Origin of the sequence: Streptomyces ipomoeae 91-03, from assembly GCF_000317595.1 — a bacterium.
GTDB classification, from domain to species: Bacteria; Actinomycetota; Actinomycetes; order Streptomycetales; family Streptomycetaceae; genus Streptomyces; species Streptomyces ipomoeae.
In genome coordinates, this window is record NZ_AEJC01000345.1 from 1 (window position 1) to 23729 (window position 23729).

Annotated in this window: 21 protein-coding genes and 2 pseudogenes; 14 read left to right on the forward strand and 9 right to left on the reverse strand. The window is 68.9% G+C overall.

Annotated elements, in window-relative coordinates; all coding sequences use genetic code 11:
• Nucleotides 1-683: poly(ethylene terephthalate) hydrolase family protein (locus STRIP9103_RS22270; RefSeq protein ID WP_459170921.1), on the reverse strand; the 683-nt coding region annotated here is incomplete at its 3' end.
• Between the two features lie 538 nt (nucleotides 684-1221).
• On the opposite strand from STRIP9103_RS22270, the gene STRIP9103_RS22275 reads away from it, so the two are divergent.
• Nucleotides 1222-3126, forward strand: a complete 1905-nt coding sequence (locus tag STRIP9103_RS22275) for a rhamnogalacturonan lyase (protein ID WP_009318976.1) — start codon at nucleotides 1222-1224, stop codon at nucleotides 3124-3126.
• A gap of 60 nt (nucleotides 3127-3186) precedes the next feature.
• Nucleotides 3187-3324, forward strand: a pseudogene (locus STRIP9103_RS51760) (oxidoreductase); the annotation flags it as partial.
• A gap of 385 nt (nucleotides 3325-3709) precedes the next feature.
• Here STRIP9103_RS51760 and STRIP9103_RS46895 read toward each other — a convergent pair.
• The 4 genes and pseudogenes from STRIP9103_RS46895 to STRIP9103_RS22300 form a co-directional block, all read right to left on the reverse strand.
• A pseudogene (locus tag STRIP9103_RS46895) lies at nucleotides 3710-4393 on the reverse strand (iron-containing alcohol dehydrogenase); the annotation flags it as partial.
• Between the two features lie 181 nt (nucleotides 4394-4574).
• Nucleotides 4575-4868: a putative quinol monooxygenase gene (locus STRIP9103_RS22290; RefSeq protein ID WP_009319004.1), complete on the reverse strand. Its 294-nt coding sequence runs from the start codon at nucleotides 4866-4868 to the stop codon at nucleotides 4575-4577.
• A 74-nt stretch (nucleotides 4869-4942) separates the two neighbouring features.
• On the reverse strand, nucleotides 4943-7504 hold the full coding sequence (locus STRIP9103_RS22295) for a glycoside hydrolase family 32 protein (RefSeq protein WP_009318986.1): 2562 nt from the start codon (nucleotides 7502-7504) through the stop codon (nucleotides 4943-4945).
• A gap of 215 nt (nucleotides 7505-7719) precedes the next feature.
• Nucleotides 7720-8682 (reverse strand): carbohydrate kinase family protein, encoded by a 963-nt coding sequence (locus tag STRIP9103_RS22300; protein ID WP_009319016.1) that lies wholly within the window; start codon nucleotides 8680-8682, stop codon nucleotides 7720-7722.
• A gap of 248 nt (nucleotides 8683-8930) precedes the next feature.
• Here STRIP9103_RS22300 and STRIP9103_RS22305 point away from each other — a divergent pair, with 248 nt between their 5' ends.
• From STRIP9103_RS22305 to STRIP9103_RS22325, 5 genes are all read left to right on the forward strand, one after another.
• The gene (locus STRIP9103_RS22305) at nucleotides 8931-9953 is read left to right on the forward strand and encodes a sugar ABC transporter substrate-binding protein (protein ID WP_009318988.1); all 1023 of its coding nucleotides are present in this window, start codon (nucleotides 8931-8933) and stop codon (nucleotides 9951-9953) included.
• 144 nt (nucleotides 9954-10097) lie between these two features.
• The gene (locus tag STRIP9103_RS22310; protein ID WP_009319012.1) at nucleotides 10098-11111 is read left to right on the forward strand and encodes an ABC transporter permease; all 1014 of its coding nucleotides are present in this window, start codon (nucleotides 10098-10100) and stop codon (nucleotides 11109-11111) included.
• A complete protein-coding gene (locus STRIP9103_RS22315) occupies nucleotides 11108-11944 on the forward strand; it encodes an ATP-binding cassette domain-containing protein (RefSeq protein ID WP_009319018.1) in 837 nt (278 codons plus the stop codon). Before STRIP9103_RS22310 ends, STRIP9103_RS22315 begins: the two co-directional genes overlap by 4 nt.
• 75 nt (nucleotides 11945-12019) lie before the next feature.
• Nucleotides 12020-13051, forward strand: coding sequence for a LacI family DNA-binding transcriptional regulator (locus STRIP9103_RS22320; RefSeq protein ID WP_009318981.1), 1032 nt, complete (start codon nucleotides 12020-12022; stop codon nucleotides 13049-13051).
• Between the two features lie 137 nt (nucleotides 13052-13188).
• Complete coding sequence (locus STRIP9103_RS22325) at nucleotides 13189-13953, forward strand: DUF899 family protein (RefSeq protein WP_009318998.1); 765 nt, start codon at nucleotides 13189-13191, stop codon at nucleotides 13951-13953.
• Between the two features lie 129 nt (nucleotides 13954-14082).
• Here the strand turns inward: STRIP9103_RS22325 and STRIP9103_RS22330 are convergent, their stop codons facing one another.
• Nucleotides 14083-14658 carry a TetR/AcrR family transcriptional regulator gene (locus tag STRIP9103_RS22330; protein WP_009318984.1) on the reverse strand — a complete coding sequence of 192 codons (576 nt, stop codon included), beginning with the start codon at nucleotides 14656-14658 and terminating at the stop codon, nucleotides 14083-14085.
• 77 nt (nucleotides 14659-14735) lie between these two features.
• Here STRIP9103_RS22330 and STRIP9103_RS22335 point away from each other — a divergent pair, with 77 nt between their 5' ends.
• From STRIP9103_RS22335 to STRIP9103_RS22355, 6 genes are all read left to right on the forward strand, one after another.
• Entirely contained in the window at nucleotides 14736-14954 is a 219-nt protein-coding gene (locus STRIP9103_RS22335; protein ID WP_048820759.1) for a hypothetical protein, read from the forward strand.
• Nucleotides 14954-15517, forward strand: coding sequence for a hypothetical protein (locus STRIP9103_RS22340; RefSeq protein WP_009318991.1), 564 nt, complete (start codon nucleotides 14954-14956; stop codon nucleotides 15515-15517). Before STRIP9103_RS22335 ends, STRIP9103_RS22340 begins: the two co-directional genes overlap by 1 nt.
• A 371-nt stretch (nucleotides 15518-15888) precedes the next feature.
• Complete coding sequence (locus tag STRIP9103_RS50055; protein ID WP_158696904.1) at nucleotides 15889-16059, forward strand: hypothetical protein; 171 nt, start codon at nucleotides 15889-15891, stop codon at nucleotides 16057-16059.
• A gap of 147 nt (nucleotides 16060-16206) precedes the next feature.
• Nucleotides 16207-16431: a hypothetical protein gene (locus STRIP9103_RS22345; protein ID WP_009319000.1), complete on the forward strand. Its 225-nt coding sequence runs from the start codon at nucleotides 16207-16209 to the stop codon at nucleotides 16429-16431.
• Nucleotides 16432-16551: 120 nt separating this feature from the next.
• A complete protein-coding gene (locus STRIP9103_RS22350; RefSeq protein WP_234022263.1) occupies nucleotides 16552-19011 on the forward strand; it encodes a glycosyltransferase in 2460 nt (819 codons plus the stop codon).
• A gap of 108 nt (nucleotides 19012-19119) precedes the next feature.
• Nucleotides 19120-19554 (forward strand): hypothetical protein, encoded by a 435-nt coding sequence (locus tag STRIP9103_RS22355; RefSeq protein WP_009319008.1) that lies wholly within the window; start codon nucleotides 19120-19122, stop codon nucleotides 19552-19554.
• A gap of 21 nt (nucleotides 19555-19575) precedes the next feature.
• Here the strand turns inward: STRIP9103_RS22355 and STRIP9103_RS46900 are convergent.
• A protein-coding gene (locus STRIP9103_RS46900) for an IS5 family transposase (protein WP_374005668.1) occupies nucleotides 19576-20450 on the reverse strand; the annotation gives its coding sequence in 2 pieces (ribosomal slippage) (nucleotides 19576-20058 and nucleotides 20061-20450; 873 coding nt in all).
• Between the two features lie 216 nt (nucleotides 20451-20666).
• Between STRIP9103_RS46900 and STRIP9103_RS22370 the strand changes: the two genes are divergently transcribed.
• Nucleotides 20667-21632 carry a glycosyltransferase family 2 protein gene (locus STRIP9103_RS22370; protein WP_100243968.1) on the forward strand — a complete coding sequence of 322 codons (966 nt, stop codon included), beginning with the start codon at nucleotides 20667-20669 and terminating at the stop codon, nucleotides 21630-21632.
• 261 nt (nucleotides 21633-21893) lie between these two features.
• Here STRIP9103_RS22370 and STRIP9103_RS22375 read toward each other — a convergent pair whose 3' ends face one another.
• Complete coding sequence (locus STRIP9103_RS22375) at nucleotides 21894-22730, reverse strand: alpha/beta hydrolase (protein ID WP_234022266.1); 837 nt, start codon at nucleotides 22728-22730, stop codon at nucleotides 21894-21896.
• A gap of 332 nt (nucleotides 22731-23062) precedes the next feature.
• Nucleotides 23063-23729, reverse strand: a 667-nt coding sequence (locus tag STRIP9103_RS22380) for an IS1380 family transposase (protein ID WP_009318990.1), incomplete at its 5' end; no start/stop codon positions are given.

Genomic DNA, 23729 nt, shown 5'->3' on the forward strand with positions numbered 1-23729 from the left:
GCTGCACGTACGCGTTCTCTGTCACGGCCGGCAGGGTGGCGTACAGGCCGTCGAGGTAGGACGGAGTGACCGTGGTGTCCCGGGTACCGCCCATGATCATTGTCGGCACCCGGTCGGCGGCCAGGTTTCCGGACGGCTTGAACGGTGCGAGACCGACGGCGGCCTTCAAGGACGGTCGCCGCTCGGGCCGCGACCAGCGCCCCACCACCGCCCATGGAATGGCCCACCACCGACAGCCGGTTGGGGTCGACCCGGTTCCGTACCGGACTCTTCTGGGTGAGGTAGTCCAGCCCGGCCAGCAGCTGCACTCCCCGGGCCGTGTCGAAGTCGGTACGGCTGTTGGTCTCGATGCCGATCACGACGAACCCGAACGAGGCCAGCCAGTGCCCCATCCACGCCTCTTCGTCGGCGAACCGCGCGGTGTAGCCGGGCACGATCGCGACCGCACCCCATGTTCCCAGGCTGGTGTCGGTCGGGTAGTAGGTCATGCCGCCGTTGAAACCGTTCCCCGGCGGCACACTCATCTGCGCGGTGGTGAACGTTCCCCGGGTGGCCGCGACGCCGGCGAGGGTCGGGTCCGGGCCCCTCTGGTACGGGTTGTCGGCCGCCGACGCCGGAACTCCCGCCACGACAGCCGCGAGCATCCCGAGAACGACAGCGACCACGGCGACGATGCGCCGCACCGGCCCAGCCGACAGGCCCCGTCTCCCCGAGGCGATCCCCCAGTCCCCCGATACCCGGGCAGGTTGCGTGTGTTCCTCCGGCATGGCGGTGAACCTCCTTCGGCGCGACAACAACCAACACAGGAGCGCCTGGTGAGCGACGCCCGCTCAAGAAGGGAGCCATTCCCTTAAATTCACCCAAACAGCGTGTGAACGCTCCCAGTACGAGCGGAGTTACGGGTAAGCATCCGGCGGATCTGACTGGCTCTGCCTGGCAGTTCGGTGGTCAGCCGACTGTGATCGCTCCCAAGTCATCCTGAGGTGCATCACGCAGTTTCTCGGGCGGGCACTTGCCTGTCAATCAGCCGTGAAGGAGAAAGTCACGGGTCCGAACATGGCCGAACACCAGAGTCGGACAGATTCCTTGACGGGATATCAGCCTCTTCTTACGCTCACACCTCGTGGGAGCGTTCCCACACACACCTGAGTGAACCACCGTCCTCGCGCCCCACCGCAGGAACACCGCTTTCACTCGTCCCCCCACGCCCCGGAGGTCATCGTGACCGACGCACACCGGCATCCCCGCACCGCATCACGACCATGGCGATGGCGACGCCGACCGAGCAGCCGGCTCATCACCCGCACGACCGCCGCCGCCGCACTGGCCGTCTGCGCACTCACCGGGCTGCCGCAGACCGCGCATGCCGCGACCGCGCGGCAGGTGGAACGCCTCGACCGAGGGCTGACCAGCACCCACACCAGCAGCGGGAACCTGGTGTCGTGGCGGTGGCTGGCCACCGACCCGAACGATGTCGCGTTCAACGTCTACCGCGGCGGCACCAGACTCAACTCCTCGCCCCTCACCGCCTCGACCGACTACTTCGACGCCGGCGCCGCGGACTCGGCCGACTACACGGTTCGCGCGGTGGTGAACGGCACCGAGCAGACCTCCTCCGAGCGCGCGCTCCAGTTCAGGTCCGGATACCTGGACGTGCCGATTTCGCCGCCGGCCGGCGGTACGACCCCGGACGGGGTGGCGTACACCTACGAGGCCAATGACGCCTCCGTCGGCGACCTCGACGGCGACGGCTCCCTCGAGTTCGTCCTGAAGTGGCAGCCGACCAACGCCAAGGACAACTCCCAGTCCGGCTACACCGGCAACACGATCGTCGACGGCATCAAGCTCGACGGCACCCGCCTGTGGCGTATCGACCTGGGCCGCAACATCCGCTCGGGCGCGCACTACACCCAGTTCCAGGTGTACGACTACGGCGGCGACGGCAAGGCCGAGGTCGCCATGAAGACCGCCGACGGCACGCGGGACGGCACCGGCGCGGTGATCGGCAGTTCCTCGGCCGATCACCGCAACTCCAGCGGCTACATCCTCTCCGGTCCCGAGTATCTGACCATGTTCAACGGGCAGACCGGCAGGGCGATGCAGTCCGTCGACTACGTCCCGGCCCGCGGCACGGTCTCGTCCTGGGGCGACTCGTACGGCAACCGCGTGGACCGCTTCCTCGCCGGGACGGCGTATCTCGACGGCGCCCGGCCCTCCCTGATCATGGCGCGCGGTTACTACACCCGCACGGTGATCGCCGCCTGGGACTGGCGGAACGGGGCCTTCACCCGCCGCTGGACCTTCGACACCACCTCCTCCACCAACAGCGGCAAGGGCTACGACGGCCAGGGCAACCACAGCCTGTCCATCGCGGACGTCGACAACGACGGCAAGGACGAGATCGTCTACGGCGCCATGACCGTCGACGACAACGGCTCCGGCCTGTGGACGACGAGGCTGGGCCACGGCGACGCCGGCCACGTCGGGGACCTCACCCCCTCCCGCCCCGGCCTGGAGTACTTCAAGGTGTCCGAGGACTCCAGCAAGCCGGGCTCCTGGATGGCCGACGCGCGCACCGGCCAGATCCTCTGGCAGACGGCGTCCGGATCCGACAACGGCCGCGGCGTCGCCGCCGACATCCACGCCGGCAGCGCGGGCGCCGAGGCCTGGTCCGCTTCGGACGCGACGCTGCGTTCGGCGACCGGTGCCTCCCTGGGCCGGGAGCCGTCCAGCATCAACTTCCTGTCGTGGTGGGACGGTGACACGGTCCGCGAACTCCTCGACGGCACGCGCATCGACAAGTACGGCACCTCCGGTGACACCCGTCTGCTGACCGGCGCCTCGGTCCACTCCAACAACGGCACCAAGGCGACCCCGTCCCTGTCCGGAGACATCCTCGGCGACTGGCGCGAGGAAGTCGTCTGGCCCACCACCGACAACCGCGCCCTGCGCGTCTACAGCACGCCCTACCAGACCAACACCCGTATCATCACGCTGCTCCACGACACCCAGTACCGCACCGCGCTCGCCTGGCAGAACACCGCCTACAACCAGCCCCCGCACCCCGGCTTCTTCATCGGCAACAACATGGCCACCCCGCCCCGCCCCACCGTCTACACACCCTGAACTCCCTACGGCGTGTCACTGTCCCTGTCCGCCCACGGCTTCGGAGAACTGGTTGGTGTCAGGGAGGCCATGAGGACCTACCGCGCCGTGGCACTGCCCGTCTCCGCCATCGCGGAGGCCATTGCCTATGCCGTTTCCCAGCCTTCGCAGGTCAACGTCAACGAAATTGTCGTCCACCCCGCCGCGAGCGCCCAATAACCGTTCCTAATCAGTGAGCAGGAGTGAGTCTTGGACCCATACCTGGTCACTGCGGACACCCCGAACGGTTTTGAATGTCCTGGTCGCCCGCGTACTCGCCGCGTCCGGCGGCACGGATCGTGTCCGTGGTCTGGGGACGCGGGGGCGGCCCGCGGCCGGAGGCCGCTGATGGGCACAGCTTCACACCCAGAGGCACGCCGGTCGGCCTGGACGGTCCGATGGATACCTTCCCTTGAACAGGAGGAACTAAGTGGCAGATTGTCACAATATGCGACATGGAACCGGAAGGCGCGAGCAAACCTGTGGGATGCCTACGTGAGTCCGCAGGCCTTGATGGCCTGATGGGGTGACAGCTGGGACAGGAACTGCTGTCCCGGCAAAGCGGTCAGGGCACGCGGGTCGCGTTCAGCGCGCTGGTGAGGAGGGAGCGTACGAGCTCCTCGGTGACCGGGAGTGGGTTGACGTAGGGCTGGGTTTGCGCCTGGGCGGTGATCTCGTCGATGTCGTGCCGGGTGAGTCCGAGTTCGGTGAGGGAGCGTGGGGCGCCGAGGCCGACGGCGGTTCGGGCGAGGTGCCCCGGCACGTCGTCAGCGGACAGGGCCCGGCGCAGGGCTTGCTCGGCTGCGGCGCCGCACAGCCAGGCCCCGCGCAGTGCGTCCGTCCGGGCCTCGGCGTCGAGAGGGTCGGTGGCGATCACCGGTAGTGCGGCGGTCAGGGACCGTACGCCTTCCTCGGCCATCAGGGAGGTGATCGGTGAGGCGGCGGGCGCCTAGAGGGCTTCCACCGCGTGGGCGATGGCGTTGAAGCCGCTGGTCACCGACGTGTCGACGGGGAGGTGGGGGGTGAGGTCGGGGTCGTAGATCACACTGCGGGGCAGTACGGCCGGGTCGCGGCCGGTGCGTTTGCGGCCGTTCTCGGTCAGGCCCCGTACGGGTGTCATCTCCGAGCCGGCGTAGGTGGTCGGCACGCAGACCAGGGGCAGGCCGGCGTCCAGGGTGATCGCCTTGCCCAGGCCGATGGTCGAGCCGCCGCCGATGGCCAGGCAGCCGTCCGCGCCGGTCTCATGTACCGAGCGCGTCAGCGGGGACGGCCTGCCCAAGCCCTTCCAGATCAGCCAGGAGCGCGCGGCGCGGTATGTCGTACGCGTTCTGGAAAAGGAACCGGCACAGGCGTACTTCCCCTGGCCCACAGCAGCACTGGTGCAAGGCTCAAGGTGTGAGGGCCGGCCGGCGACGCGGGTCGGCCTCGGGTCAGTCCGTCGGATCGAGGAACGTCAGGACGGAGGCGTCCTCCTCGATCAGTGGGACGAGGGCGGCGTTGAACGGGCCGCCGTACGGGGCGTTCAGATGTGCCTGGAAGGCGTCCTCGTCCCGGTAGACCTCGAAGATCCAGTAGGCGCGTGGATCGGCTGCCTTGGTGTAGACGTCGAAGTCGAGGTTGCCTTCTTCCTCGCGCACCTTCCGGGCGTAGTCCCCGATCAGGCGGGCGACCTCGTCCTGCGTTCCCTCGCGGGCGGTGAACTCGGCGAGCAGGGTTTTCTTCACGGTGTCGTGTCCTTGTGTCGTGGCCGTCATTGCCGTTGTGGCCGTCATTGCCGTTGTGGCGCGTGGCCGTACGGTCAGTCGTGGGCGGAGTCGAGGTGCCGGACGACAGCCCTGTCCAGCTTCACCGAGCCGTTCTCGGCGAAGACCTGCACTCCCTGGCTGGCGGGGTCGGGGAAGATCTGGTCGGTGATCACGGCTTCGCCGCTGCCGCCGAAGACCTCGACGGACGACCAGTCGACCAGGATCCGCAGCGTGACCTTGCCGTTCTTGGCCTTGAGGGGTGCGGTCTGGACGCCGGGGAAGGTGCTGTTGAAGTCCACGGCGCCGGAGTGGGTGCGGTCGACGTACAGCTCCTGTGTCGTGGTGTCGTACCCGATGACGGTCTCCTCTCCCCCGGCGCCGGTGCGCACCTTCAGGCCGAACCGTTCGGCGTCCTTGAGGGTGAAGGTGGCCTCGATGTCGAGCGCCTTGCCCTTGGCCGCGGGGCCGATGAGCGGCTGGGAGGTGTTCTTGACGGTGACCCCGGTCGCGAACGCCGGGTGGCCCCGCCACAGGGACGCCACGCTGTTCACCGGCTTGCTGGTCAGCCGGATCCGGCCGTCGATCGTACGCAGGGCCATCTCCCGGGGGATGCTCTGCGCGCCGCGCCAGGGGGAGGTGGGGATGGCTCCGCTGTAGTCCCAGTTGTTCATCCAGCCGATCATGTACCGCTTGCCGCCGGGAGCGTTCTCCCAGGACACCGCCGCGTAATAGTCCTTGCCGTAGTCGGCCCAGTCGGCGCGTTGCAGGACGGAGAGGGCGGGGGCGTCGGCGGCGGTGAACCGGTCGGCGAGGATGTGGCCCCAGCCGGCGGTGTTGTTGTCGACGATCTGGATCCGCGCCTGCTTGCCGAGGTAGGGGCGCATGTCGAAGGAGGCCCAGTCCAGGGTCTCGCTGTTGGAGCCGGTGGCGCTGCGGACGACCTGGCCGTCGACGATCAGGTTGACGGACGTCTCCTGGGAGACGGGCTGGGCCTTGGTGTCGGACAGCATGATGTGGTCGACGTTGATGTGGCCCCAGCCGCCGGTGTTGTCGTCGACGATCCTGATCCGCGCCTGCTTTCCCGCGAGGTCGCTGACGTCCCAGGAAGCCCAGTTGAGTGCCTCGGCGTCCTTCCCGGTGGCGCTGCGGACCACCTGGCCGTCGACGAGGAGTTCGAGGGCGGTGGGGTTGGCGGAGCCGACGGGGTGGTTGCCGCCGCCGATGAGGAAGTTGACGTAGTCCTTGTCGATGGTGAACTCGGGCGAGGTGAGGGTGCCGGTGGTGGAGTCACCGTTCAGGAAGGTGTTGACCAGGCCACCGCCCAGGAAGCCGGAGACCTCCTGCTGGCCCGGGAGGGTGCCGGGGGCCGGTGCCGAGCCGAAGGCGTCCCCGGTCTTCGTCCAGTCGCCGTAACCGCCGCCCTCGAAGTCGGCGAGGACCGTGCCCTCGGGCGGCGGGCCCTGCTCCATGACCGTCCCGGACTCGTGCGGGTGCCGACCGCCGCCGACCTTGAAGTTCAGGTACGGGCTGTCGACGGTGAAGGAGGGCGAGGTGAGGGTGCCGGTGGTGCCGTCGCCCGAGTGGAAGCTGTTGGCGAGGCCCTTGCCGTCGAAGCCGTCGACCGTGCCCTGCCCGTCCAGCGCCCCTGCTGCCGGTGCCTGGCCGAACGCGGTGCCGGTGGTGGTCCACGTACCGAAGTCGGTGCCCTCGAAGTCCTGCACGACCGTGCCGGTGGGCGGGGTGTAGCTGCCCTTGTCCTCGGCGGTGAACTTCTTGCCGTCGAAGTCGCCGATGAAGTACTGGGCCGCCGAACCGCCCGCGATACCGCCGGGGTTGATGTTGACGACCAGCACCCACTTGATGTTGTTCTCGTCCCCGTCGACCGCGAGGGGGAACAGGTCGGGGCACTCCCACACGCCGCCCGTCGCACCGGCCGGTCCGAACTCGCTGAGCATGTCCCAGTCCTTGAGGTTCTTCGACGAGTAGAACCGCACCTTGTGCTCGGTGGACAGCGACACCGTCATCAGCCAGCTCTTGGTCGGCTCGTACCACTGGACCTTGGGATCGCGGAACTCTCTGGAGCCGATGTCGATGACGGGATTGCCCTGGTACTTGGTCCAGGTGCGGCCACGGTCGGTGCTGTAGGCGAGCGACTGGGCCTGCGTCCCGGTGGACTTGTCGTAACTGGTGTAGATCGCCACCATGGGCGGGTTCTTCTTGGTGCCGAACCCGGTGGTGTTGTCCCGGTCGACGACGGCGCTGCCCGAGAAGACCATCTCCTCGTCGTCGTGCGACAGGGCGAGCGGCAGCTCCTTCCAGTGGACGAGATCCGTGCTCACCGCGTGCCCCCAGGACATGTCGCCCCACGAGTTGCCGTTGGGGTTGTACTGGTAGAAGAGGTGGTACTCACCCTTGTAGTACACGAGGCCATTGGGGTCGTTCATCCAGTTCTTCGCCGGCGTGAAGTGGAACTGGGGACGGTAGGTCTCGGAGTACGTCGGGGTGTCGGCCGCGACGGCCTGCGGGGCGAGCGGGGCGGTGGACAGCGCGCAGACGGTCGCCACCGCCGCGATCATCCGCACGCGGGCATGCCGGGATACACGAACAGAGCTCATGGTGTCTCCTGTGCTGCGGTGCCGTTCACGCGGCAAAGCCTGTGGTGGACGGTCCGAAAAGTGACGTCCTGGTCGGCGACGACGTCCACGCCGCCGACCAGAGGTGTCATCGATGACTTGTGTCATCGATGACACCGAGTTGCCCGATGATGAGCGAACTCCGGTCAACACGTCAACACTTCGGGCGGGATCGCCCCGCGCGGCTCCTCTGCCGGTCAGGCGTGCTCGACTGTCGCGATCCGCGCCAGCTCGTTCTGCCACGGCGGATTGGGGCCGGCGACCGAGCAGGTCAGGGCCGCCACCCGAGCGGCAAACCGACAGGCTTCCGCGACATCGTCAAGACCGAGACCGGCGAGCCGGCCACCGAGGAGTCCACGGGCACCGAGATGGTGCAGCAGCCCCGCGGTGAAGGAGTCCCCCGCCCCCACCGTGTCGACGACCCGCGTGGTCACCGCGGGCACCTGTACGCGTTCGCCCTCGAGTGAGGCCAGGGAGCCGTCGGCGCCACGCGTGATCACGACGAGCCGCGCCCCGGCGGCATGCCAGGTGTCGCACGCCTGCTCGGGCGGCGTGCCCGGCAGGAGAAGGTGCAGGTCGTCTTCGCTGAGCCGCAGCACATCCGCGAGGCCGCACCAGTACGCCAGCCGGGCGCGGTAGACCTCGGGGCGCACCAGCAGCGGTCGGACGTTGGGGTCGATGCTGATGGTGGCCCGGGCAGAGGCTGTTGCCAGGAATTCCTCCACCGCCGCCGCGCCGGGCTCCCGGACCAGGGCCAGTGAACCGGTATGCACACAGGATGTTTCAGACAAATCCACCCGCGCCAATTCTTCCGGAGTCCACTGCCAGTCGGCCGTGTTCTGCGCGTGGAAGGAGAACGCGGCCTGCCCCTGGGCGTCCAGCTCCGCCACGGCCAGGGTGCTGGGCTCGGAGGCCGCGACGGTGTCCGACAGGTCGACGCCGGACGTCTCCAGGTGGGTCCGGAACAGGCGACCGAAGACGTCGCCGGACAGGCGTGCGAGGAAGCGGGCGGGGGTGCCGAGTCGGGCCAGGGCCACCGCCGTATTCGCAGGTCCGCCGCCCGGCAGTACCCGCAGTGCGAGTTCGTTCGAGGCACTTGCGGGTTCGGTGAAGGCGTCGGCGACGCACTCTCCCAGAACGGTGATCTGACGCGGGCTCATGGGCTGCCCCTCTCTCGGAACGGTATGGGCAAACGGGACAGGTCGCACGCGGGCCGCCGGTCGACTGTGACTCACCGGCGGCCGTGGGCGTTGCAGATTTGTGACGGGTGGAAGGCATTGACGTTGCCGGGATGTGGAGTCCATCATCCTCGCCATGCAGTGTCAACGATGACATAAGTCAACGGTGACACCCCGGGTGGCATGCCCGAACCCAGCCCAGTGCCGCCCGCTATCCACAGGAGTCGTTCATGTCTCGCACCCCTCGCCTGTCCTCCTCCCTCCTCAGAGCCGCCGCTGTCACGGGCGTCGCGGCCCTCACCCTCACGGCCTGCGGATCCGGCTCCGGCTCCGGATCGGGTTCGTCCAGCGCCGGTTCGGGCGACGTCAAGGTCGGCCTGATCACCAAGACCGACACCAACCCGTTCTTCGTCAAGATGAAGGAGGGCGCGGAGAAGACCGCGAAGGCCGAGGGCGTCGAACTCATGACCGCGGCCGGCAAGTTCGACGGCGACAACGCCGGTCAGGTCACCGCCATCGAGAACATGGTCGCCGCCGGAGTGAAGGGCATCCTGATCACCCCGAGCGACTCCAAGGCGATCGTGCCCGCGATCCAGAAGGCCAAGGCCAAGGGCGTCCTGGTCATCGCCCTGGACACCCCGACCGAGCCGGAGAGCGCGGTCGACGCCCTCTTCGCCACCGACAACCTCAAGGCCGGCGAGCTGATCGGCGAGTACGCCAAGGCCGCGATGAAGGGCAAGACGGCGAAGATAGCCACCCTGGACCTCGCGCCCGGTGTCTCCGTCGGCGTCCAGCGCCACAACGGCTTCCTCAAGGGCTTCGGCGCCACCGACAAGGACGTCGCCTGTGCCCAGGACACCGGCGGCGACCAGGCCAAGGGCCAGACCGCCATGGAGAACTGCCTCCAGAAGGAACCCGACATCAACGTCGTCTACACCATCAACGAGCCGGCCGCCCTGGGCGCGTACACCGCTCTCAAGGCCAAGGGCCGGGAGAAGGACGTCCTGATCGTCTCCGTCGACGGTGGCTGCACCGGCACCCAGGCCGTCAAGGACGGCAAGATCGCGGCGACCTCGCAGCAGTACCCGCTGAAGATGGCCGCCGAGGGTGTCAAGGCCGTCGTGACGTACGCCAAGGACGGCAAGAAGGCGTCCGGTTACACCGACACCGGCGTCACCCTGATCACCGACAAGGCACAGACGGGCGTCACCTCCAAGGACACCGCCTACGGCCTGGAGAACTGCTGGGGCTGAGCCGCCCGCCGGTTCCGCACGACGCCGCCTTTCCCCTCAGCGGGGCGGCCGGCCCACCTCCCCGACCAGGGACGGCCGCCCCCTCGTCTCCTTGTCCCCCGGTAGGGACCGGCAAGGACTTCTGTCTTCCGACAAGGACTTCGCATGACTGCCACGTCCACGCCACCGTCGACGTCCACGCCGTACGCCGAGCTCAAAGCACCGACCACGGTCCGCAGACTGCTCACGGCACCGACCACCGGCCCGCTGGTCGCCCTCCTCCTGGCCTGTGCCTTCTTCTCCTTCTCGACCGACCAGTTCCTCACGGGCGGCAACTTCTCGCTGATCGTGCAGCAGGTCATGGTCGTCGGCACCCTCGCCATCGGACAGACCCTGATCATCCTCACGGCGGGCATCGACCTGTCGTGCGGTGCCGTGATGGCGTTCGGCAGCATCATGATCGCCAAGATGGCCGCCGAGGGCTCTCTGCCCCCGCTGCTCGCCATCGCTCTCGGCATAGCCGTCTGCGGCGGCTTCGGGCTGCTCAACGGGCTGCTGGTGCAGAAGATCCCGCTGCCGCCGTTCATCGTCACGCTCGGCATGCTCAACGTGGCGTTCGCGCTGACCCACATCTACTCCGAGGAGCAGACCGTCACCAACCTGCCCGGCCCGCTGACGGCCCTCGGGCAGACCTTCCCGCTCGGCCACACCGACATCACCTACGGCTCCCTGGTCACCATCGCCCTGTTCCTCCTCCTCGCCTACGCGCTGAGCAGCACCGGTTGGGGTCGGCACGTCTACGCGCTGGGCAACAGCCAGGAAGCGGCACGGCTGAACGGCATCCGCACCTCCCGCCTGACCATCGGCGTCTACACCACGGCGGGTGTGCTGTACGGCATCGCCGCCCTGCTGCTGATCTCCCGCACCGGAGTCGGCGACCCCCAGGCCGGACAGACCGACAACCTCGACAGCATCACCGCCGTGGTCCTCGGCGGCACCAGCCTCTTCGGCGGACGCGGATCGGTCCTGGGCACCTTCATCGGCGTCCTCATCGTCGGTGTCTTCCGCAACGGCCTGCAACTGATGGGCGTCGCCTCCATCTACCAGACCCTGATCACCGGAGTCCTGGTCATCCTCGCGGTGACCGTCGACCAGATCTCCCGGAAGAAGGCCCGATGACCGCCACCTCCTCCCCCACGCCCGTGCTGCAGGCCCGCGGTCTGGTCAAGCGCTACGGCCATGTCACCGCCATCGACGGCGCCGACTTCGACCTGATGCCCGGTGAGGTCCTCGCCGTCATCGGCGACAACGGCGCCGGCAAGACCAGCCTGATCAAGGCTCTCACCGGCGCGCTGGTCCCCGACGCGGGCGAGATACGGCTCAATGGTGAACCCATCACCTTCTCCGGACCGCAAAGCGCCCGCGCCCACGGCATCGAGACGGTCTATCAGGACCTCGCGGTGGCCGCCTCCATGGACATCGCCTCGAACATGTTCCTGGGCCGCGAACTGCGCCGCCCCGGCGTCCTCGGCAGTGTCTTCCGCATGCTGGACAAGAAGCGCATGCGCCAGGAGGCCGCCGAGCACATGGCCGACCTGAAGATCGGCCTGCGTTCGCTCACCCAGTCGGTCGAGACGCTCTCCGGTGGACAGCGGCAGGCCGTCGCGGTGGCCCGTTCCGTCGCCTGGGCCCGCAGCGTCGTCGTCATGGACGAACCGACCGCCGCCCTCGGTGTGAAGGAGTCCGGCCAGGTCCTGGACCTCATCCGCCGCGTCCGGGACAAGGGCATGCCGGTGGTGCTCATCAGCCACAACATGCCGCACGTCTTCGAGATCGCCGACCGGATCCACGTACACCGGCTGGGCAAGCGCGCGGCCGTGATCAAGCCCTCCGACTACTCCATGGCGGAGGTCGTCGCCATCATGACCGGCGCGCTCACCGTCGACGCGGCCGGAGGTACTGTCATCGCGGATTCCGAGGCCGCGAAGGCCGCGGGAGTCCAGGCCAACTGACAACACCCTTCAGTACGCACGGGTTCCGGCCGAGGCCGCGGCCGGAACCGACGAGCACAGGAGACCGTTTCCTCGATGGCAGCGAACCGCCGCCCCACCCTCGCAGACGTCGCCCGAGAAGTGGGCGTCAGCGCCAAAACGGTGTCCCGGGTCCTCAACGAGGACGGGCCCGTCTCCACCCGGACGAGGGAACAGGTCCTTGCCGCCGTGGCCAAGCTCGGCTTCCAGCCGAACCTCATGGCGCGCAACATCCGCGTCGGCGGACCCGACACCACCGTCGGACTGGTCATCCCCGACCTGGGCAACCCCTTCTTCGGAGCCGTGGCCAGGAGCATCGAGGACACGGTCGGCGACCGCGGCCTGACCCTGCTCATGGGCTCCTCCGCCGACGATCCCGCGCGGGAACGGGCCTTGACGGACAAGTTCCTCGCCCGCCGCGTCAGCGTCCTGATGGTCGTGCCGTCCGTCGGCGCCGACCACTCACACCTCAAGACCCACCGCGCCGCGGGCCTCCCCGTCGTCTTCCTCGACCGTCCGGGTGTGGGCCTGGCCACGGACAGCGTCGTCAGTTCCAACCGTGCGGGCGCCCAGGAGGGCGTCACCCATCTCATCGCCCACGGCCACCGGCGCATCGGCTTCATCGGCGACCTGCCCACCAAGCTCTACACCCGCCGCGAACGTCTCGCCGGGTATCGCGCGGCTCTGCAGGAAGCCGACATCCCTTACGACCGCACACTGGTCACCAACACCCATGACCAGCACGGGGCCGCAGCCGCCACCTCCCAACTGCTCGGCCTGCCGGATCCGCCCACGGCCCTGTTCGCCGGCAACAACATGGTGGCGCTGGGCATAGTCGCCGAACTCTCCCGCAGCAAACGCAAGGACGTCGCCTTCGTCGCCTTCGACGACGTACCGCTCGCCGAGGCACTTGAGCCGGCCCTCACCGTCGTCGCCCAGGCCCCGGAGGAAATCGGCAGGGCAGCCGCGGTCACCGCCCTGACCCGCCTCGACGGCGACCGCACCCGCGCCCGCACCATCACCACCCCCACCCGACTGATCGTCCGCGGCTCGGGCGAACGCTCCGCCGTCGCGAAACAGCAGGCATGACGCCGAGGTCGCCACGCGCCGTCCCATCAGCTCGGGTCAGTGTCAACGCCCGTGCCACCCCGGCGGGATCGCGGTCAGTGGACGCCCGCCGCGGGCCCCACCGATGATTTCCCGCGAGTCGCGGAGTCAGTACGGCCATGACTGATGTGAACAAGCCGCCGGTCGTCTCCCGCCGGGAGTGGCTGGCCGCGATCGACACCCTGCGTGTCCGGGAGAAGGCGCACACCCGCGAGGGCGACGCGATCGCCGCCGCCCGGCGACGGCTGCCCATGACCGAGGTGGACCCGTCGGCCCCACTCGTCGGAGGCAAGGGGCACGTCCCGCTGATCGACGTCTTCGAGGGCCGCGCCCAGCTGTTCGTGTCGTACCACATGTGGCACGACGGCCACACCGCCGCCGACCAGTGCGAGGGCTGCACCTTCTTCACCGGCCAGGTCCGCGAACTGTCCTATCTGCACCAGCGTGACGTCACCTTCGCCGTCTTCTGCCAGGGCCCCTACGAGGAATCCGACCGCTACCGCCGCTTCATGGGCTGGGACATGCCCTGGTACTCCGTACCCGCCGAATCGCACGAACGGCTCGTCGCCGGTCGTCACTTCGGGATGAAGGCGTGCTATCTCCGCGACGGGGACCGCGTCTACGAGACGTACTGGACCACCGGCCGCGGTGTCGAACCCATGGCCCCGTCCTACGGCATCCTCGACATGACCGTCCACGGACGGCAGGAGACCTGGGAGGACTCCCCGTCCGGCTGGCCGCAGCCGTACGAGGCGCGAGGCCAGCAGTTCCGCAAGGACGGACGGCCGACCGCGCAATGGGCACGGATCGCCGCCGGCCACGACGACGACCTCCACGGCGAACAGCCCAGCACGGACACCGGCAGCTCAGGCTGCTGCTCGTAAACCCAAGCCCGACGGCCGTCGCGACGGAGCGACGGCCGTCAAGGCGGCGTGGTCGAAGCCCGAAGGCCGTGCGAAGAGCCCGCCCTCGGTTACGCACTGGCCCGACTCGCGCGATCCGTCCCGGCAGGTTCAGCCGTGGGGACGCAGGCCTGCCAGGGTCACCGTGACGAGCCGCCGCACCGCGGCCTTCGACGACAGACTTCCCGCTCCGGTGAGCGCGTACAGGCAGTAGCCCGTCAGCTCGTCCGGCGAGACATCGTCGCGGACCTCGCCCGCCTGTACTCCTTCGGCCAGCAGGCCCCGGATGAAATGCCGGAGATGCTGCTCGGCGTGCGCGACATGGTCGCCCCGGTGCAGGAGGGCAGAGAGTTCTCCGCCATGACCGTGCCGCTGCTGCTGGATGAACGCGTAGCGTTCCAGCACCGCTTCCAGGCGTTCACCGGGGGTACCGGCGCGGTCCCGCGACTCGGCGAGCTCGTCGAGGTGCGTGGCGATCTGGCGTTCATGCCAGGCCACCAGGATCGACTCGACGTCCGGGAAGTACTTGTACAGCGTGGCCCGGCCGATGCCGCTCTCCTCCGCGATCCGCGACATCGTCACGCCCCGCAGCCCCTGCGCGGCAACCAGCGCCGCCGTGGTCTCCAGCACCGCGTCGCGGACGGCGCGGCGATGCTCCTCGATGGTCTCGTTCCACAGCTTCGGCACCTGGTCAGTGTACGTGACGACACCGTCGTGACACTGTGGCTTGACGTAGACACAGTGTCTCGATAAGAGTTGCCCGCGTGAAACGCGAGAAAGAAGAGCTCGCGCGCCGCGCCGGCCCGACCGAGGGGACCCTCATGAACGACTCGTCGTCCGAATCCGCGCCCGGCCACGGGTCCGCCCCGGCCGCCCCGCGCTGGGTGAAAGTGTCCGGCGTCGTGGCCCTGGCCGTCGTCGTGGTGTTCCTCGTCCTGCACCTCACCGGCAGCATGGGCCCCGGTATGCACGGTGGCCACTGATGGCGATGCCGTCCGGTCTTCGCAAGTTCGCGCTCACCACGCACGTCGCGTCCTCGGTCGGCTGGCTCGGGTCGGTCGCCGCCTTCCTGGTACTGGCCGTCGTCGGGCTGACCGGCGAGGACGCCCAGCGCGTGCGGGGCGCGTATCTCGCCTTGGAGGTGACCGGCTGGTACGTGATCGTCCCGCTGGCGTTCGCCTCCCTGCTGACCGGGCTGCTCCAGTCCCTGGGCACCACCTGGGGGTTGCTGCGCCACTACTGGGTGCTGGCCAAGCTGGCGCTGACCGTCATGGCCACCTTCCTCCTCCTCTTGCACATGCAGGTGGTCGACCACGTGGCGAACACCGCCGCGCGAACGAATCTGTCCGGCTCCGACCTCGGCGGGATGAGGGCGCAACTCGTGTTCGACGCCGCTGCCGCAGTGGTCGTGCTGCTCACGACGACAGCCCTCTCGGTGTACAAACCGCGCGGCATCACCCGGTACGGATGGCGGGTACAGCAGGAGCAGCGGGCCGAACGGGCCGGCGGCGGGACCGTGGACACGGCCGCTCCGGCCCGGGCTTGACCAAGCCGACCCCGGCGCGGCTCGGCGCGGTCGCCGTGGCGACGGACATCGGCAGCACCCAAGGAACAGCCGGTCGACGCCGGCGCGAGCCGCTCTCACCCGCGCGGCGGAGCCGCATATCGATACTGCCCCGCGCCCCTTACGGAGCGCCCCTGCTCGGCGATCCACACGTCCGTCTGCTCGCGTCTGACGGCACCGGACGAGCAGGTTCGAGCAGCACTTCATCAGCGGTCTCGGCGACGTCGACTCGGCGTCCGCCGCATCCGGACTGTGGGCCCTGTTCCGTCCGGTGGTGGCCTCGGCGGAGTCGACCGCGCTGTTCGACCGTGGACCGGCCGCGGTGGAGGGGGAGCTGGGGGGCGACCGGCGACGTGAAGACCTTCCGTGACCCCTTCTTCGAGGGGTCCCTGGCCGCCTTCGGCGACGGCGGCCCCAACAAGTGGGACATCCACACGCTGCCCTTGCAGGCGGCGCCGGCCCTGGTCGACCCGATAGGCACAGACCCGAGCGCGACTCCCCCGCCGAGCGCCACCGCAGGCTGACGGGGCGCCGCGAGGAGCCCACGGCCGGGATCCGAGCCGCCTCCGCCGAGGACGCGCAGCCGATGTTCGACGCCGGAATGCACGCCTGTGACGTGTGGATCCCCGCCCGCGACCGGACCAAGGGCAACTGGACCCAGGGGCGACAGTGTGACCGTCATCAACGAGATCCGCATGGCGGTACGCGAACTGCGCCACCGGGGGGGGTGGAGTCGGGATGCTTGGCCCGAACCGGGGCACGTGATGACGCCGCTGGACACCGACCTCGACGACCATCACCGGAGCCCGGCGAGGCGGGCCGCCGCAGCCGGACTGACGCGCGCGGGTGTCTCCTTGGACACCTCCGGCATCGCCGCCGCGCAGCGGATGCGCTGAGCCGTCGCAGTCGATGGGCCGCCCGGATGAATGATGCCGCGACGGGACATCACCGGAAATCGCGTCGGCATCACACCCCGTCATACTGTGCGAATGCCCGCACAGAAGACAATTCCCCCCTTGATCCACCAGACGTGGAAAGACGCCGATCTCCCTCCGGCATGGCAGGACTGGGCCGAATCATGGCGGCTGCACCACCCCGACTGGGGCTACCGGCTGTGGACCGACGCGGACAATCGCGCATTCCTCCAGGAGCACTATCCCTGGTTCCTGCCGGTCTATGACGGCTATCCCGAGGCGATCATGCGGGCCGACGCGATCCGCTATTTCCTGCTCGACCATTTCGGCGGGGTCTACGTGGATCTGGACTTCGAGTGTCTACGCCCGATCGACGCAATCCTCGACGGACGCGAACTCGTCCTCGGTTGCGAACCCGAGGCGCACACCCGGTTGCTGCTGGCCCGCCAACGCGGATTCACCCGCATCGTCGGCAACGCGTTCATCGCGTCACGGCCGGGCCACCCTTTCTGGGCCCATGCGCACCGTCACCTGGTCGGCGCCCACAAGCAGCCCGGCGCTCTCGACGCGACAGGGCCGTTCTTCCTCACCAGAGCGATCGACAGCGCCCCGGAGCGGGACACGATCACGGTGGTCGGCGCGGAGGCCCTGTACCCGGAGGTGAGCCCGTACGCCACAGAACTGTTCGGCCCTCAGGAAGCGGACTACGACCGTGCGTACGCCGTGCACCACTGGTCGGGCAGCTGGGCACGCGACACCTCGTCCCCGCCGCGGGGCTCGGCGGGCAGACGGTTCCCGTTCTGGGCGAGCCAGGAGCTGCAACCGGTCGCGGACGGCATGCTCAGTCTGGAGGCGCAGCGTCGGCGCTGGGCCTCGGGCGCGCCCATGCCGGCGGTGTCCTGTCTGATGGTGACCAAGGACCGCTCGGCCACGGCACGACGCGCGATCAGCTGCTTCCGCGCACAGACCTACCCGAACCTGGAACTGGTCGTGCTGGAGGACGGCACCGACGACGGCCTCGAACGGCACATCCGTTACCTGGCCGACCCGCGCATCCGCCACCACCGGCTCCCTCCGGAGGGACGGACACTGGGCGAACTGCGCAATGAGGCGGTGGACCGGGCCACGGGGCCCTACGTCTGCCAGTGGGACGACGACGACCTGTACGACCCGGAGCGGGTCGAGACGCAGATGGCGGCGATCCTCGCGCTCGGCGCCGACGCGTGTTTCCTCGCCCGTGAGCGGCTGTGGTGGCCCGCCCGCCGAAAGCTCGCGATCTCCTGTGCCCGGCTCTGGGAAGGGTCGATGGTGTGCGCGAAGGACCGCCTTCCGCGCTACCCGGCCGAGCGCCGGGGCGAGGACACGCCCGTGGCCGAGGAGGTGGTACGCAGCTGCCGGGCCGTCTCGGTCGACGCGCCCGAGCTGTACACCTACGTGTGCCACGGGAACAACACGTTCGACGAGTCCCACTTCGCGGAGCACTTCGACGTGGCGACCCAGATCTGGGCCGAACCGGGCGCCTACGCCGAGCGGTTGCTGGCCATGGCGACCCGGCTGCCGCTCGCGCCGGGGGACATCGCCCACGCCGAGACCGAGGCCGAGACCGCCGCCACTGCCGATGCCGGTGCCGGTGCCGGTGCCGCCCGAGCCTCCGAGCGAAGACCGCACACGGTCCCCGAGCCCGCCCCGGCACCGGCGAGTGAGCGGCCCTCGCTTCTGGTGCTCACGCCGCTCAAGGACGCGGCCACGTTCCTGCCCGCCTATCTGGACCGCCTTCACGGGCTCGACTATCCACGCGAGGCGATGTCGCTGGGCCTGCTGGAGGGCGACAGCAAGGACTCGACGCGGGAGATGCTCCAGCAGGCCCTGCCGGGTCTCGAAGCGGAGTTCCGGCGTGTGACCCTCGTGCACCGCGACTTCGGGCTCCAGTTGGCCGGACCCCGGTGGGCGCCGGGCCTCCAGCGCCGACGCCGGTCGGTGCTGGCCAAGGTGCGCAACCATCTCCTCGCCCGGGCCCTCGTCGACGAGGAGTGGGTGCTGTGGCTCGACGCCGATGTCACCGACTACCCGTCGGACCTGGTGCAGCGACTGCTCGGCGCGGGCAAGGACATCGTCGTCCCGCACTGCGTCACCGCGCCCGGCGGGCCGACGTACGACCTCAACACCTTCGTCCTCAAGCCCGGGGCCGGCACGCTCAACTGGAACCAGTGGCTTCGCGACGGCATCCTCCAGCCTCCCAGGGGTTTCGGCCGGACGTATCTCGACGAGTTGCGCGGGCGGGGACTCCTCCGCGTCGACTCGGTCGGCGGGACCGCGCTGCTGGTGCGCGCCGATCTGCACCGCGACGGCCTGAACTTCCCGGCGTTCCCCTACCGGCAGCTCATCGAGACCGAGGGGCTGGCCGCCATGGCCCTGGACATGGGCATCGCCTGCCGGGCACTGCCCGACGTCGAGGTGGTGCATCCGCACCATGCCGCACCGGTGCCGGAGTACGTCGACACGGCGACCACGGCTGCCAGAGCCGCCACGGCGGTCACGACCACCGTCACACACAAAGAGTAATCATTTTGACGCACTGAGTGACGAATCCTACGGTGGCTTTACTGCCCACGCCGCGAAGCACCCGGCATTCCAGGGCAGCTCCCCCGCACCCAAAGGAAAGGTGCCACCGTGAAAACCCGTGTCATGACCTCTCTGGCCCTGCCTGCCGCACTGGCCACCGCCGGACTGCTCAACACCGCGGAGGCGGCCTACGCCGCCGTCGCTCAGGACGCGCAGACAGGGACGGCGGCATACGGGTACCAAGTACAGCCCATAGACGACGTCACCCTCATCAACGCCGGGACCACTCATCCCTGCACGCCGATCGGGAACGTCACGATCACCGACTACGGCCACTGCTGCACGCCGGTCGGGAACGTCACCATCACCGACTACAGCCACTGCTGCACGCCGGTCGGCAACATCACCATCACCGACTACGGCCACTGCAGGGACCACGACGAACACGGACCCGACTACTACGGGCGTGACCACTACGAGCACTACGACCGCTACGGCCACGGCCACTACGACGACCTGCGCCGGGAGCAGCAGCGCAGCTAGGGTGCGTTTTGAAAGTGCTGGTCACAGCCACTCGTTGATGGCTGCGACCAGCACGGTCGCCTCGTAGCGAACTGCCAACTTGTCGTATCTCGTGGCGACAGCGCGGTGCCGCTTGAGGCGATTGATTCCGCACTCGACCGCGTGGCGCTCCTTGTAGTCGGCCTTGTCGAACTTAGGTGGCCGGCCGCCGTGGGAGCCGCGGTTCTTGCGGTTGGCGATCTGGTCGCGCTTCTCCGGGATCGTGCAGCGGATACCGCGCTTGCGCAGGTAGGCACGGTTCGCGCGGGAGCCGTACGCCTTGTCGGCACGCACCTTGTCCGGCCGGGTGCGCGGGCGGCCCGACCCGAGCCGGGGCACCCGGATGCGGCCCAAGACCACCTGGAACTGCGGGGAATCACCGCGCTGTCCTGCCGTGATGACCAGCGACATCGGTTTCTGGGCCTGCTCGACCGCCAGGTGGAGCTTGGTTGTCAGCCCGCCCCGGGAGCGTCCGAGCCCGTGGTCGTCGGGCTCGATGAACACACCGCCTGGCGGCTCGATCTGCAGATCCCCTTTTTGCGGGCGCCGGCCGCATGCTGGTGGGCGCGGGCGATGGTCGAGTCCACCGAGACGTCCCAGGTGATCAGTCCCTCGGCGTCCGCCTGGGCCTGCAGCTGTTCGAAGATGCGGTGCCAGGTGCCGTCCCGCTGCCAGCGGCGGAACAGGCCGTAGACCGTCTCCCACGGGCCATAGCGCTCGGGCACGTCCCGCCAGGGAGCACCGGCGCGGGTGCGCCACCGTATGCCGTCTATCAGTTGCCGCTTGGTGTGCACCGGTGGCCGTCCAGGCTTCTTGCCGACCGGGAGCAGGGGCTCCAGCTTCGCCCACTGTGTATTCGTCAGATCATGCCGCCCCACGAAGTGGGATCTTGACACATCAAGATCCACATATGAAACGCACCCTAGTACGAGAACCGGCGGTCTGCCCGTGCGTGGGCCCGTGGACAGGGCCGGGGGGGCACGGCCGTCTCACCGGAATCCGACCATCCACCCGCGTCCTCTCCGTTCCTGTTGACCCCCTGTTCCTCCAGACTCCCCGTTGCTCCCGTTCCCGTTCGAAGCGAAAGACGGCGCATGTCCCACAGTTCCGACCCCGTGGTCTCGGTGGTCATCCCGTGCCATGACTACGCCCGCTACCTGCCCGCGACCCTGTCCAGCGTCGTCGCCCAGACCTTCCACGACTGGGAAGCCGTCATCGTCGACGACGGCAGCACCGATGACACCGCCGAGGTGGCCCAGTCCCTGATCGCCCGTCACCCCGACCGGCGCATCAGGCTCGTCCAGCAGGCGAACGCCGGCGTATCGGCCGCGCGCAACAGGGGAATCGCCGCCAGTACCGGCCGCTACGTCCTCCCCTTGGACGCCGACGACGTGATCGCTCCGACGATGCTGGAGAAGACCGTCGCCGTACTCGACGGCAACCCCGGTATCGCCATCGCCTCCACCGATGTGTTCACCTTCACCGACGACGATCTGCCTCCGCAGTCCATGCGCCTGCCCGCCTACAGCAGAGAACTGATGCTCCAGCGGCTGATCATGTTCTACTGCTCGCTGTACCGCCGTGAGGTGTGGCAGATCGTCGGCGGCTACGACGAGAGCATGCGAGCCGGAGAGGACTGGGACTTCTGGGTCGGCTGTGTGGAGCGCGGTTTCGACGCCCACCACATCCACGAACCGCTGTTCGGGGCGCGCAACAAGGACACCGGACTGCACGTGGAAGCCGCCGAGAACGACCTGGCCATCCGGGCGCGGATCGTGGCCAACCACCCGAGCCTGTTCAAGCCGATCACCCGGGGTTGGGCGCAGGCCGTGCTCGACCAGGACGCGGAAGCCTGCCTGCGGGACGAGCACGTGCCCGACGACATCCTCACCCGTGCCGCCGAGATGGATCAGTTCCTCACCGCGGTCATGGCCCTGCAGCGCACCGCGAGAGTGCAGCACCATCACATCCAGTGGCTGGAGAAGGAACTGGCCACTCACCGCCGCGCCGCCCTAGCCGCCGAGGAACAACAGCAGTTCGCCTCAGCGACGGCGTCGTAGCCGAACTCCTTCACCAGCAGGGCGCACTTGTCCGGTCTGCCCGAGAGCCCCAACCAGGTGGGCAGGAGCGCGAGTCCGGGGGTGATGTACCCGGCGCCGTCGGTGGCGGCAGAATGCGCCTGTCTCCTCTGACACCGCAGGCGCTGCCACAGGGTTCCGTCACACAGCACCACGTGTCCGTCACACAGCACCACGTGGCGGAACCCCGCCGCCCATGCTCGGTCACGGCTCACGCCGCACTCCGAGGATGGCGTCTGCTCTTCACCCGCTGAGTGCCGTGCGCAGGGTGGTGGCCATCAGATCGATGGCTTCCTTCCCGGCCGGTACCGGGCCGGTGTGGGTGAAGTAGTGGTCGACGCCGTCGAAGCAACGGTGGGTGACCGGAACGACGGCAGCCTCCAGGGCCTTGGCGTAGGCGTCGCCCTCGTCGCGCAGGCGGTCGTGCTCCGCGGTGATGACCAGGGCGGGCGGCAGTCCGGCGAGGTCGTCGGCCAGTCCGGGCGACACCAGCGGATGGGCGAGGTCGGCGGGATCCGGGACGTAGGCGGCGGTGAAGACCCGCATGAGCTGAGGGGTGAGCAGGGGCTTGGCGATGGGTGACTGTTTGGTGGCCGGGTCGGCGAGCTGGTCGAGCGGTGCCGAGTCAAGGATCTGGAGGCGGGGCGTGAAGGCGCCGCGGTCACGAGTTGTGCGGCAGACCGCGGCGGTCAGGTTGGCCCCGGCGCTGTGTCCGCCCACGGCGAGTCGCGAGCCGTCCCAGTTGTTGGCGGAGCCGTTCTCGGCCACCCAGGCGACGACGTCGTATGCCTGGGTGACGGGTACGGGGTACGGCCGCTGCGGGGCGACGGCGTAGTCCACGTTGATCACCACGCAGCCGGCCGTGGCGGCTATGTAGCGGCAGATGTGGTCGTCCTGCTCGGGGCGGGCGACCACGAAACCGCCGCCGTGGAAGTTGACGTACACGGGGGCGGGGGCCGTGGCGGCGGCCGACGGTCGGTAGACGGTGCAGGTCACCGGTCCGGCGCCGGTCTCCACCCGGATGGATTCCGTGCGCTTCGGGATGTCGGTGAAGCGCAGATCCTTGTGCACGCGGCTCATCATTCGGCCGAGCAACAGCTGGATCCCTCTGGCCTGGATTCTGGGCTTGAATGGCGCGGCTTGCCCCATCGCTACAAAGCTAAAGTATCAGGATTCCTGATAATGGATGCTCGTCCCCGATCACGCAAGGGGGAAGCGCGAGCCGACTGCCGCATGGTGGATGGACGCTCTAGCCTCGATCTTTCTTGAGGGTCCGCCGACGGAGTCGGTGGACCCTTTTGCTTTCCGGAGCTGATGCCGGGCAGGCCGGTGGCCCGGCTGTCGCGTCGGGTGGGCGCCGGGTTCCACTGCCCGGGGCGGGTGATGCTGTCGCAGGGACGGTGGGTTGCTGGTCAGCCGGGGTCGGGCAGGAGCGCGAGCCGTTCAAGGGCGGCGGTGATCTCGCCGGTCCAGGGCCAGTGCCGGGCGAGGCGGAGAATCCTGCGCCGACTGGTGGTGACGAGCTGGCCGGCTGCGGAAAACAGGCGGAACCGCAAGCGACGCGGTTCCCAGAGCCTCGCCCGGCCGGTCAGGGCGAGCATGGGCATCCAGGCCAGCAGGTCGAGCGCGATCTGGACGATCTCCATCCAGACCCGGTTCTGGGCGGTGTCGTGCAGGGGCAGGTTGCGCAGGCCGGTGGCCCGGGCAGCCCGGATCCGGTCCTCGGCCCGTGCCCGGAGCCGGTGACGGAGTTCGAGCTCGGCGATCGGCCGGCCGGTGGTGTTGGTCGCGAAGCACGTGATCCGCATGCCGTCCGCGTCCGTGATCCTCAACTGGGCGCCGGGATGGGGCCTTTCCTTGCGGACGATGAGCCGCATGCCCTTGGGCCAGCCGTTAAGGAGCTTGCCGGTGAGCTCGGCGACCCAGGCCCCGTCCCGGGCCTCACCGTCGGCCTCGACGGCCGGGGTCCAGGCCGAGGCGGGGACCTTCAGTACGTGTTCGTGGATCGCTTCGGTGACCGTCATGCCGACCGAGTAGGACAGCCATCGGCCCCGCTTCGCGAGCCAGGACACGAAGTCG